This is a genomic window from Methanococcus voltae (genome assembly GCF_024807655.1).
Taxonomy (GTDB): Archaea; AGJL01; Methanococci; order Methanococcales; family Methanococcaceae; genus Methanococcus; species Methanococcus voltae_D.
In genome coordinates this window covers 176,812-190,016 of sequence record NZ_JANUCR010000001.1, presented here as the reverse complement: position 1 = coordinate 190,016, position 13,205 = coordinate 176,812, and the positions used below count along the sequence as shown (strand labels likewise).

The window sequence follows — 13,205 nt, the reverse complement described above, 5'->3', positions numbered from 1 at the left end:
AAAGTAATATAATCTATATTAAATATTATTAAAAGTTAATTTGAACTTTAAAGGTGAAAACCTTGGATAACAAAACGAATGTATATGTTAATGGAAAATTAATCGACACAGTCGACAATCCAGAAGAACTCGTTAGAAATTTAAGGGAATCAAGACGAAATGCAAGAATTTCGCCGTATACATCCATTTCATTTAACGAAGAAAGCAACGACGTTCATATTTCTACAGACGGTGGTAGGGCTGTTAGACCTTTAGTAGTGGTTGAAAATGGTGAACTTAAAATTACCCAAGAACATTTAGAATTGGTAAAAGAAGGGGAACTTAAATTCAGCGATTTGGTTGAAAGAGGTTTGGTTGAATATTTGGACGCCGAAGAAGAAGAAAACGCATATATTGCAATATATGAAAAAGATATCAATGAAAATACGACCCATATGGAAATTGACCCTATCTCAATTTTGGGTATCGGTGCGGGTGTAGCTCCATACCCAGAACATAACTCCGCTCCAAGGATTACAATGGCGGCAGCGATGAGTAAGCAGTCATTAGGTGTCCCAATGGCAAACATAAAATGGAGAATGGACACAAGAGGTCATTTATTACACTATCCTCAAGTACCTTTGGTAAGAACGAAACACCAGGAAATTTTAGGATTTGACAAAAGACCTGCAGGACAGAACTTTGTTGTAGCAGTTATGAGTTATGAAGGGTACAATATGGAGGATGCGTTTATTATAAACAAAGCATCCATCGAGAGAGGTCTCGGTAGGAGTTCATTCTTTAGAAGCTATGAAAGCTTTGAAAAAAGATATCCTGGAGGTCAGTTAGACCGCTTTGAAGTACCTGAAAAAGGTGTAAGGGGATATAGGGCAGAAGGAGCTTATAGAAATTTGGGAGGCGATGGTTTAATCGAATTGGAGTCTGAAGTATCTTCAGGGGATGTAATTATCGGTAAAACCTCACCTCCAAGATTTTTAGAAGAAAACGAGATTTCTTTACAGCAAAAATCACAAAGAAGAGATACTTCCGTTACAATTAGACACGGTGAAGAAGGTACTGTCGATTTAGTGATTTTAAGTGAAACTAAAGAAGGTAATCGTTTATCGAAAGTTAGGGTAAGAGATTCCAGAATTCCAGAATTAGGGGATAAATTCGCTTCAAGACACGGTCAGAAAGGGGTTATCGGTTTAGTTGTGCCTCAAGAAGATTTGCCATTCACAGAAGACGGAGTAATTCCTGATTTAATCATTAACCCGCACGCTGTTCCATCAAGGATGACTATCGGACAGGTTTTGGAAATGATTGGTGGTAAAGTAGGTTCTTTAGACTGTAGAAGGATTGACGGTACCATTTTCAGCGGTGAAGGAGAATGGTCTTTAAGAGATGCTCTTGAAGCTCACGGATTTAAACATAATGGTAAAGAAACCGTTTACGAAGGTAAATCTGGTAAAAAACTCGAATGTGAAGTATTCGTCGGTGTTGCTTACTACCAGAAATTACACCACTTAGTAGCTGGTAAAATACACGCAAGAAGTAGAGGACCTATCCAAGTTCTTACAAGACAACCTACTGAAGGTAGAGCAAGAGAAGGTGGTCTTAGATTTGGGGAAATGGAAAGGGATGTTTTGGTTGCACACGGTGCAGCTTTATTGCTAAAAGAAAGACTTTTGGACGAGTCTGACCCTCACGAAGATTATGTATGTGCAAAATGTGGGGAAATCGCTATTTACGACTTCAAAAGAGGAATTAAGTACTGCCCAATCTGTGGTGAAGTTGAAGACGTACAAGATAATAGAAAAATACCATCAGTTAAAATCGCATACGCTTTCAAATTATTGCTTGATGAGCTTAAAAGTATGGGTATAGACCCTAAATTAAAATTAAAAGATAGGGCATAATTTAATCAATGATTAATATTATTAAATAATTGATTAATTTATTTTATTCTCTATATTTAATTTGATATTATTGTTATTGGAAAACACGTTATTTAATTAGATAATGTAAAATAAACTAAAATTTCTTTATTATATATTGAAATTATTGAAATTATCTAAATTATCGAAATTAATCGGAATAATTAAAAAATTTACCTCATAGGTGAAAATTTATGAATGGGTTCGACGTTCCAAAAGAAATTGGAAACATTACCTTTGGTTTATTGTCTCCTGAACAAACAAGGATAATGTCAGTAGCTAAAATAGTTACCGCAGACACATACGACGACGATGGTTATCCAATCGATGGTGGATTGATGGATACGAGATTGGGTGTAATTGACCCAGGTTTAGTATGTAAAAGCTGTGGTGGTAGAGTAGGCACCTGTCCAGGCCACTTTGGTCATATAGAATTATCAAAGCCTGTTGTACACATAGGTTTTGCAAAGGATATCTATAAAATATTAAAAGCAACATGCCCGCACTGTGGTAAAGTGACTTTATCAGAGTCTCGAAAAGCTGAATACCTGGAAAAAATGGAGAAGCTTTTAGAAGACGGCGGTGATATGTGGATTTTATGCGATGAAATCTTAAAAGAAGCTGCAAAAGGTAGCATTTGTCCTGAATGTGGTGAAGTTAAGTATGATATTAAATACGATAAACCTTCAACTTACCACCAAATAGATGGTAAAGCTTCAAGACAATTAACATCTTCAGAAGTTAGGGAAATTTTGGAAAAAATCCCTGCTAATGATTGTAAGCTTTTAGGTATTAACCACATCGTTGCAAGACCTGAATATATGATATTAACAGTTTTGCCAGTTCCACCCGTTACCGTTAGACCTTCAATTACTCTCGAGAGTGGGGAAAGAAGTGAAGATGATTTAACGCACAAATTAGTTGATATTATCAGAATTAACCAAAGGTTGGAAGAAAATATCAATGGTGGTGCTCCTAACTTAATTATTGAGGATTTATGGGATTTATTACAATACCACATAAACACTTACTTTGATAATGAAGCTCCAGGAATTCCTCCTGCAAGACACAGAAGCGGTAGACCTTTAAGAACACTCGCACAAAGGCTTAAAGGTAAGGAAGGTAGATTCAGACACAACTTAGCTGGTAAAAGGGTTAATTTCTCCGCAAGGACTGTTATTTCTCCAGACCCACGTTTAAGTATCAATGAAGTAGGTATTCCCGAGTTAATCGCAAAGGAATTAACAGTGCCTGAAAAAGTGACTGCACATAACATTGACCATATAAAAGAATTGCTTAAAAATGGCTCGGAAATACACCCTGGTGTAAATTACGTTATCAAAACCATTAAAAATAAAGAAGGAAAGCAAGAAAACTTCTCAATAAGGGTAAGTGATAAGAATAAAGACCATTGGGCAGAGAACATTGAAGAAGGAATGTCCGTTGAAAGACATTTAATAGATGGAGATGTTGTATTGTACAACAGACAGCCTTCTTTACACAGAATGTCTATTATGGCACACAAAGTTAAAGTTTTACCTTATAGGACATTCAGACACAACTTATGTGTTTGTCCACCATATAACGCGGATTTCGATGGTGATGAGATGAACGTTCACGTTCCTCAATCCGAAGAAGCAAGAGCGGAAGCAGAAACTTTAATGTTAGTTGAAAAGCACATCGTTTCACCAAGATTTGGTGGTCCAATTATTGGGGCTATTCACGACTTTATTTCTGGTGCATACGTTCTTACAAGTTCAAACTTTAACAAAGACCAAGCTTTATCACTTTTAAGAAGTGCAGGTTTCAAATCTGAATTAGGAGAACCTGACGTACTTGAAAATGGTGAAGAATTATACAGCGGTAGAAGTTTGTTCGGTACGGCATTACCTGAAGGTTTAAGTCTTGAATACAAGAGTAAAACCTGTAAAAAATGTGATGACTGTAAAAAAGAAAACTGTGAACACGAAGGCTACGTTTTAATTAAAAATGGTAAGCTTTTAAAAGGTGTAATCGATAAAAACGGTTTCGGTTCAGAAGCTGGTATCGTATTAAACACTATTGTTAAAGAATTCGGTTCAGAAGCTGCAAGAAAATTCTTAGACTCTGCAACAAGAATGTCTATCAAAGCAATGATGATAAAAGGTTTCACAACAGGTATTGACGATGAAGATATCCCTGTTGAGGCAATCGAAGAGATTCAAAACATATTAAACACTGCAGAGGATGCAGTTGATGCAGTTGTTGAAAAATACGAAACTGGAACTTTAGACCCATTGCCTGGTAGGGGTATCGAAGAATCAAGAGAAGCCTACATTATGCAAATATTGGGTAGGGCAAGGGACGATACTGGTGCTGTAGCTGAAAGATACTTAAGTAAGGATAACCACGCAGCTTTAATGGCAAGGACTGGTGCGAGAGGTTCATTATTGAACATTACGATGATGGCAGCGAGTGTCGGTCAGCAATCCGTTAGGGGTGGTAGAGTATTCAGAGGTTATAGAGATAGAACTTTACCTCACTTTGGAAAAGGAAGTCTTGACGCAAAATCACACGGTTTCGTTAGAAGCTGTTATAAAAAAGGTTTATCGCCATCTGAATACTTCTTCCACGCTATGGGTGGTAGAGAAGGTTTAGTGGACCAGGCGGTAAGGACTGCACAGTCTGGATACATGCAAAGAAGACTTGTAAACGCTTTACAGGACATCAGAGCAGAATACGATGGAACAGTTAGAGATTCAAGAGGATTAGTTGTTCAATTTGAATATGGTGAGGATTTAGTAGACCCTGCTAAGGCAGACCACGGTAAGGGAGTAGACTTAGATAAAGTATTCACCAAAGTTAAATCAAAATTTGATTAAATTAAATAAAATTAAATAATCTTATTTAAAAATTTAATTAAATTTTTAAAATTATCAAGTATATATTATAATTTAAATTCATATTCTGGGTGAAAAAATGGAAAATGCAGACTTAGAGTATAAGATAATGGATTTAAAACTCCCTCCGTTATTGAAACAAAATTTATTGAACAAAATACTCAAAGAAAATATTGAAAGCGAAGAAATGATTGACGAAATCGTTAACGAAACACAAATTGCATACGAAAGAACATTAGTAGAACCTGGAGAGGCTGTCGGTGTTGTAGCAGCTCAATCAATCGGGGAACCTGGTACGCAGATGACAATGAGAACGTTCCACTACGCAGGGGTAGCGGAGTTAAACGTTACTTTGGGTTTGCCAAGGATGATTGAGATTGTAGATGCAAGAAAAGAACCTTCCACTCCTACAATGACAATTAATCTTTTAGAAGACTACAAATACGACAGAGAAAAAGCTCAGCAGGTGGCTAAGAACATCGAAAGTACCACAGTTGAGTCAGTAGCTGATAACATAAGCGTTAACCTTGTAGAAGAATGTATTTCTATAATTTTAAATGCTGAAAAATTAGAAAAAAGAAATTTGTCTGTCGAAGATGTAGTTAATTCAATTAAATCAAAAATGAAATTGAAAATTGACCAGGATGGTTATGCTTTAAATTTAAAGATAAAAACCCCTACATTAAAAGCTTTAAGAAAAAGACTTCCTAAAGTAAGAGCAATACACTTAAAAGGTGTATCAAACATTACAAGGGTTATTATCCGAAAAGAAGATGGTTCTGAGGAGTATATCTTGTACAGTGAAGGTTCAAACTTAAAAGAAGTATTTGAAATTGAAGGTGTAGACCCTTCAAAAACAACAACAAACAATATCATTGAAATTCAGGATGTTTTAGGTGTGGAAGCTGCAAGAAACGCAATTATTTACGAGATGGCTGCTACTTTATCAAACCAAGGTTTGACGGTAGACCCAAGACACTTGATGATGGTTTCAGACTTGATGACTACAGATGGTGTTGTTAAACCAATCGGTAGACACGGTATCGGTGGCGAAAAAGCTTCCGTTCTTGCAAGGGCAGCATTCGAAGAAACTGTGAAACACTTATACTCCGCATCTATGAGAGGTTATTCCGATGAATTAGATGGTGTCGTTGAAAACATTATCGTTGGTAAACCTATATCTATCGGTACGGGCTGTATAAACGTTGGAATTAAAAGAGAATACGAAGAAGGAAATATTTAATAATATAACCTTCAATATTACTTAATTAAATAATTTTTATAGTATATAATTTTTATTTTATTATTATATTATTATATTATTATATTATTATATTATTATATTATTTTAGTATTATATTATTATATTATGTTATTATTATCTTATTTAGTATTATTTTTAATTCATTATCAAATATGTTTTACTTAAGTGTTAATATTGTACTTGTTTGCTATTTAAAAATTTGAACTATGCAAAAGTATAAAAATAACGTATTACTATTACATATTTCGTATTAGTCAAAACTGTACACATGTACATTTGTACGATAAAATGATTAATCGATTAATAAATTAAAACTTTGTAATTTATTAATTGGAGGACTTTTTTTCTAAATTGCATTTAGCATCGGAAAGAAACACCCCTCTGGAGAAAACTGAGAAGGAGGTAAATTATGGATATCAACAGAGCAATCAGAGTAGCTGTAGATACTGGTAAAGTAGTATTAGGTACAAAACAAGCTGTTAAGAACATAAAACACGGTGAAGGGCAATTATTAATTGTTGCAGGAAACTGTGCAAAAGAAGTTATGGCAGATTTAGAATACTATACTAAATTATCAGGCGTTAAATTATACGTACACGATGCCACATCACTTGAACTCGGAGCTATTTGTGGTAAACCATTCCCTGTATCCGCATTGGTGGTAATGGAACCTGGTAACTCATCTATTTTAAACTTAAACAAAGAATAATTCAGGTGATGTTTTATGAGAATTAAACTTAATACAGAAGATATAATGAGAATCAGCTTATTTGAAAAAATGACTGGCGCAGATGTCATTGATTCAGTAGCTGATGAGGAAAAAATTACATTTGTTATCAAAGAAGGAGATATCGGTGCAGCCATTGGAAAAGGTGGAGAAAACGTAAGAAACGCAACCGAAAAATTTGGCAGGAAAATCGATTTAATTGAATACTCCGACGATGTAAAACAATTTATTAGAAACATATTCGCACCTGTAGAATTAGAAGATGTTTGGACTAAAAAATTTGGTGATGATTTAGTAGTATACTTAAGAATCCACCCTAAATTAAGAAGGGCTATTATCGGAGACAAAGGAAAGAAAATCGATTCCGCAGTTGATTTAGTTAGTAGACTTTCAGGTGTTAAAAACATCAAAGTTATTGCAGGATTAAGAAAAGATAAAAAGGTTGCTAAAAAAGAGGAAGCACCAGCAAAAGCAGAAGAAGCTAAAACTGACGTAAAAGAAGTTAAAGCTGAAGCTGAAAAAGTTGAAAAAGCTCCTGAAGCTACCGAAACACAAAAAACAGAATAATTTAAGAAATTTAAAATCGATTGAATTTACTTATTAAAATTTGTTATTTATTATATTACTTATCATATGTAATTATATTATCAATAATTGATTTAATAATGCAATAATATATCGATTGAAATTATGAATATTCTAAGTCATAGGTGATTAAATGGCAGGAAGTAAAGCTCCAAGAGGAGAATTTGCAGGTAGAAAATTATTCTTAAAAAGAAAAGAAAGCAAATGGCACCAGTACAAATTCGTTAACAGAGAATTAAGCTTAAAATTAAAAGCTGACCCATTAGAAGGTGCTCCAATGGGAAGAGGTATTGTTGTAGAGAAAGTAGGTCTCGAAGCAAAACAGCCTAACTCCGCTATCAGAAAATGTGTAAAAGTTCAATTAATCAAAAACGGTAAAGTTATTACCGCATTTGCACCAGGAAACCACGCTATCAATTTCATCGACGAGCACGACGAAGTAGTTATCGAAGGAATCGGTGGTCCATCAGGTCAAGCTAAAGGGGATATTCCTGGAGTAAGATATAAAGTTGTAATGGTTGGTAAAAACTCAATCAGAGAATTAGTTAAAGGTAAACAAGAAAAAGTTAAAAGATAAGATAATAAGATAATTTCTTAAGATAATTTCTTAATTTTAAAAATTTTAACTTTAAAAACTTATAACTTTAATATAACATTAAACTTTAATAATTTATAAAACTTATAATTATTATCAAAATTCGGAAAAACAAAATCACAAATCACAAAAACAACAATGGACGGTGAAATTTTGGAAATTAAATTGTTCAATAAATGGGATTGTGAAGCTGTTACAGTTAAAGATCCAAGCTTAAGGTCATACATTAGCTTAGAACCTGTTTTAGTACCTCACACCGCAGGAAGATTTTCAAAAAAGATGTTCGATAAATCAAAAATGAACATTGTAGAAAGAGTTTTAAACAAATTAATGGCTGAACAAACAAACACTGGTAAAAAATACGAAGCTTTAGCAGTTATGGAAGAAGCCTTAGAAATCATCGAAAAAAGAACAAAGGAAAACCCTGTTCAAGTTTTAGTTGATGCTTTAGAAAACGCAGGACCAAGAGAAGAAACAACAAGAATTTCATACGGTGGTATCGCATTCTTACAATCAGTTGACGTTTCACCTGTAAGAAGATTAGACACTGCTATCAGAAACATCTCATTGGGAGCTTTAAACTCAGCAAGAAAAAGCAAAAAATCAATTGCAAACTGTTTAGCTGAAGAAATAATCTCAGCTTCAAAAGCAGATATGCAAAAAAGCTTCGCTGTAAAGAAAAAAGAAGAAAAAGAAAGAGTTGCTCAATCAGCAAGATAATTGAAAAGTTATATCTTTTTAATTTCTTTAATTTCTTTAAGTTATTTATTTATATATTTTTAATTAATCAATGGAATAATCATAAATAAGTATTTTATCTTATGGTTATCGTATTTTTTTAAATTATTGATATAATTTATCACATAAATTTAATAAATTCTTCAAAAATCAATTAATCAATTAAATCACTTATTTGATTCGGTGAAATAATGGGAAGAAGAGCAAAAATGGTAGAAAAGGTTACCAGTTTAATGGAAACCCACGATAAAATCAGAAACATCGGTATCTGTGCACACATCGACCACGGTAAAACAACCTTATCAGACAACCTCTTAGCAGGTGCTGGTATGATATCAAAAGAATTAGCAGGAGACCAACTTGCTTTAGATTTTGATGAAGAAGAAGCAGCAAGAGGTATTACAATCTACGCTGCAAACGTGTCAATGGTTCACCAATCAGAAACCGGAGAACACTTAATTAACTTAATCGATACCCCAGGTCACGTTGACTTTGGTGGTGACGTTACAAGAGCAATGAGAGCTATCGATGGTGCTATCGTTGTATGCTGTGCAGTAGAAGGTGTAATGCCACAAACTGAAACAGTTTTAAGACAAGCTTTAAAAGAAAAAGTTAAACCTGTTTTATTCATAAACAAAGTTGACAGATTAATCAACGAGTTAAAATTAACTCCTGAAGAATTACAAGCAAGATTTATGAGAATTATTGCAGAAGTTAACGTTTTAATCGAAAAAATGGCTCCAGAAGAGTTCAAAAAAGAATGGTTATGTGACGTTATGGGTGGTAAGGTAGCATTCGGTTCAGCTTACAACAACTGGGCTATTTCAGTACCTTACATGCAAAAATCAGGTATTTCATTCAAAGACATCATTGATTTCTGTAATGATGAAAAACAGAAAGAATTAGCTGATAAAGCACCTTTACACGAAGTATGTTTGGATATGGTTATCAAACACTTACCAAACCCAGTTCAAGCTCAAAAGTACAGAATTCCAAATATTTGGAAAGGAGACATTGAGTCAGAAGTTGGTAAGTCAATGATGGTTTGTGACCCTAACGGTCCTTTAGCAGGTGTTATCACAAAAATTATCGTTGATAAACACGCAGGAGCTATCTCAGCATGCAGATTGTTCTCAGGAAGAATGAAACAAGGTGACGAATTGTTTTTAGTTGGTGCAGAACAAAAAGCAAGAGCTCAACAAGTTTCAGTTTTCATGGGTGCAGAAAGAGTTCAAGTACCAAGCATTTCAGCAGGTAACATCTGTGCTATCACAGGTTTAAAAGAAGCAACCGCAGGGGAAACTGTTTCAGCATTCTCAAACAAAATGGAACAAGCTTTCGAAGGTTTATCACACGTAAGTGAACCTGTTATTACAGTTGCTATCGAAGCTAAAAACACAAAAGACTTGCCAAAATTAATCGAAGTATTAAGACAAATCGCAAGAGAAGATAACACAGTTAGAGTGGAAATCAACGAGGAAACCGGTGAACACTTAATCAGCGGTATGGGTGAACTCCACATCGAAGTTATCACAAATACAAAAATCGGCAGAGATACAGGTATCGAAGTTGATGTTGGTGAGCCAATCGTTGTTTACAGAGAAACAATCAACGGTACAAGCCCTGAAATTGAAGGAAAATCACCAAACAAACACAACAAGTTGTACTTCATCGTAGAACCTTTAGAAGACAGTGTATACCAAGCATATGTTAAAGGCGACTTAAAAGATGAAGATTTCAAGAGAAAAATCTCCTCAGAAGCAGAAGGTAGGTTTGTAGAAGCAGGATTGCCAAAAGACGAAGCTAAAAAAGTTATGTCTATCATAGGCGGTAACTTAATCACAAACTTAACAAGAGGTATCGTACAGTTAGACGAAGCAAGAGAGTTAATCATCGAAGGTTTCAAAGAAGCTGTAAGAAACGGTCCTTTAGCTGCTGAAAAAGTTCAAGGTGTAAAAGTTAAATTAATGGATGCAACTTTCCACGAAGATGCAATCCACAGAGGTCCAGCACAAATTATCCCTGCGGTAAGATTTGGTGTTAGAGACGCTATTACACAAGCTAAACCAGTATTATTAGAACCTATGCAAAAAGTATACATCAACACCCCTCAAGATTACATGGGCGACGGTATGAAAGAAATCAACAACAGAAGAGGCCAAATCGTTGATATGGAGCAAGAAGGCGACATGTCAATTATTAAAGGTAGCGTTCCTGTTGCTGAAATGTTCGGTTTCGCTGGTGCAATCAGAGGAGCTACACAAGGTAGATGTTTATGGTCTGTTGAATTCTCAGGATTCGAAAAAGTACCTACTGAATTGCAACCTAAGATTGTTCAACAAATTAGGTCAAGAAAAGGTTTAAAAACAGAATAATTTAATTGATTTATTTCGATTAACTTATTTAAATTATTAAATTAAATATAAAATAGAATAACTACATATGAATTACATATAATGAAATTATAATAAATTGTAAAAACTTACAGTAAACTTATAATATCAATAATTCATATTTAGTTATTAATTTTGTATATTGGTGTAAATGTATAAAAATTATATTTATGGGTTAAAAATCTTACACGATTAATCATGATTAATTTTGAAAAATCCAAAAGATTTTAACAATATACCATAAAATATATATACTCATTTTTACTATCATATTACAAATTATACTTATTTAGAAATCTCTTAATAAGATAAATTCTACTTACAAAAATCAAAAACATATATAAATACAGGTGACAATATGGCAAAAGAAAAACCAATATTGAACGTTGCATTTATCGGACACGTTGACGCTGGTAAATCAACTACAGTAGGAAGATTATTATTAGACGGTGGAGCTATCGACCCTCAGGTAATTACAAGATTAAGAAGAGAAGCTGAAGAAAAAGGTAAAGCTGGATTCGAATTTGCTTACGTTATGGACGGTTTAAAAGAAGAAAGAGAGAGAGGTGTTACAATTGACATCGCTCACAAAAAATTCCCTACCGACAAATACGAAGTAACAATCGTAGACTGCCCAGGCCACAGAGACTTCATTAAAAACATGATTACCGGTGCTTCACAAGCTGACGCAGCTGTTTTAGTTGTTAACGTAGATGACCACAACAACGGTATTCAGCCACAAACAAGAGAACACATTTTCTTAATCAGAACATTAGGTGTAAACCAATTAGCTGTTGCAATTAACAAAATGGACACAGTTAACTTCAGTGAAGATGACTACAATGCAATGAAGAAAATGTTAAGCGAAGAGTTATTAAAAATGTTAGGATACAACCCTGACACAGTACCTTTCATCCCTGTAGCTTCATTACACGGTGATAACGTATTCAAAAAATCAGAAAACACAAAATGGTACAAGGGTCCTACAATTGCTCAAGTTATTGACTCATTCCAACCTCCTCAAAAACCAACAAACTTACCATTGAGATTACCTATCCAAGATGTTTACTCAATCACTGGTGTAGGTACAGTTCCAGTTGGTAGAGTTGAAACAGGTATCATCAGACCAGGAGACAAAGTTGTATTTGAACCTTCAGGCTCAGTAGGAGAAGTTAAAACAGTGGAAATGCACCACGAACAATTACCTTCAGCTGAACCAGGAGACAACATTGGTTTCAACGTAAGAGGTGTAGGTAAAAAAGACATCAAGAGAGGAGACGTTTTAGGTCCAGTTGACAACGCACCATCAGTTGCAGCTGACTTCGATGCTCAAATTGTTGTTTTACAACACCCTTCAGTTATCACAGCAGGATACACACCAGTATTCCACGCACACACATCACAGATTGCTTGTACATTTGCAGAGTTAAGCAAAAAGTTAAACCCTGCAACTGGTGAAGTTTTAGAAGAAAACCCAGACTTCTTAAAAGCTGGTGATGCTGCAATCGTTAAATTAATACCAACAAAACCAATGGTTATTGAAAGCGTTAAAGAAATTCCACAACTCGGTAGATTCGCTATCAGAGATATGGGTATGACTGTAGCAGCTGGTATGGCTATTAGAGTTACAGCTAAAAACAAATAATTAGATTTACTCTAATTATTTAACTCTTTAATTTTTAAATTATACTTATTATTATTTTAATAAATTCATTACATATCATAAATGAGGCAAAATTATGCAAAAAGCAAGAATAAAATTATCAAGTACAAAACACACAGAATTAGACGGCGTATGTGACCAAATCAAAGCTATTGCTGAAAAAACAGGTGTTGATTTAGCAGGTCCAATTCCATTACCTACAAAAACATTAAAAGTTACAACAAGAAAGTCAACCGACGGTGAAGGTTCATCATCATTCGACAGATGGACAATGAAAATCCACAAAAGAGTTATTGACTTAGAAGCTGACGAAAGAACAATGAAACACATTATGAAAGTAAGAATTCCTGAAACAGTTCAAATCGAAATCGAATTAAGAAACTAATTTCGTATGAGAATTGAATTTGAAGGCTTTTTTTAAAATATTCAATAATTCATAAGCCAT

The 13,205-nt window shown here is 34.3% G+C and carries 10 protein-coding genes; all 10 read left to right on the top strand.

The features are described from left to right. The first annotated feature begins 62 nt into the window (after positions 1 to 62). The 10 genes from rpoB (at position 63) to rpsJ (ending at position 13,145) form a co-directional block, all read left to right on the top strand. Positions 63 to 1,898, top strand: a complete 1,836-nt coding sequence (gene rpoB / locus J3E06_RS00785; protein ID WP_013180413.1) for a DNA-directed RNA polymerase subunit B — start codon at positions 63 to 65, stop codon at positions 1,896 to 1,898. Positions 1,899 to 2,110: 212 nt separating this feature from the next. Next, positions 2,111 to 4,777, top strand: coding sequence for a DNA-directed RNA polymerase subunit A' (gene rpoA1, locus J3E06_RS00780; RefSeq protein WP_013180412.1), 2,667 nt, complete (start codon positions 2,111 to 2,113; stop codon positions 4,775 to 4,777). A 97-nt stretch (positions 4,778 to 4,874) separates the two neighbouring features. Then, positions 4,875 to 6,038: a DNA-directed RNA polymerase subunit A'' gene (gene rpoA2, locus J3E06_RS00775; protein WP_013180411.1), complete on the top strand. Its 1,164-nt coding sequence runs from the start codon at positions 4,875 to 4,877 to the stop codon at positions 6,036 to 6,038. 430 nt (positions 6,039 to 6,468) lie between these two features. After that, positions 6,469 to 6,768 carry a 50S ribosomal protein L30e gene (locus J3E06_RS00770; protein ID WP_013180410.1) on the top strand — a complete coding sequence of 100 codons (300 nt, stop codon included), beginning with the start codon at positions 6,469 to 6,471 and terminating at the stop codon, positions 6,766 to 6,768. Positions 6,769 to 6,783: 15 nt separating this feature from the next. Then, the gene (locus J3E06_RS00765) at positions 6,784 to 7,353 is read left to right on the top strand and encodes a NusA-like transcription termination signal-binding factor (protein WP_013180409.1); all 570 of its coding nucleotides are present in this window, start codon (positions 6,784 to 6,786) and stop codon (positions 7,351 to 7,353) included. A 151-nt stretch (positions 7,354 to 7,504) separates the two neighbouring features. Then, positions 7,505 to 7,948 (top strand): 30S ribosomal protein S12, encoded by a 444-nt coding sequence (locus J3E06_RS00760; RefSeq protein ID WP_013180408.1) that lies wholly within the window; start codon positions 7,505 to 7,507, stop codon positions 7,946 to 7,948. Between the two features lie 171 nt (positions 7,949 to 8,119). Then, positions 8,120 to 8,686, top strand: coding sequence for a 30S ribosomal protein S7 (locus J3E06_RS00755; protein ID WP_083807438.1), 567 nt, complete (start codon positions 8,120 to 8,122; stop codon positions 8,684 to 8,686). A gap of 209 nt (positions 8,687 to 8,895) precedes the next feature. Beyond that, positions 8,896 to 11,079 carry an elongation factor EF-2 gene (locus J3E06_RS00750; RefSeq protein WP_013180406.1) on the top strand — a complete coding sequence of 728 codons (2,184 nt, stop codon included), beginning with the start codon at positions 8,896 to 8,898 and terminating at the stop codon, positions 11,077 to 11,079. Positions 11,080 to 11,455: 376 nt separating this feature from the next. Further along, the gene (gene tuf, locus J3E06_RS00745) at positions 11,456 to 12,742 is read left to right on the top strand and encodes a translation elongation factor EF-1 subunit alpha (RefSeq protein ID WP_013180405.1); all 1,287 of its coding nucleotides are present in this window, start codon (positions 11,456 to 11,458) and stop codon (positions 12,740 to 12,742) included. Between the two features lie 94 nt (positions 12,743 to 12,836). After that, entirely contained in the window at positions 12,837 to 13,145 is a 309-nt protein-coding gene (rpsJ, locus tag J3E06_RS00740) for a 30S ribosomal protein S10 (RefSeq protein ID WP_013180404.1), read from the top strand. Positions 13,146 to 13,205: the final 60 nt, after the last annotated feature.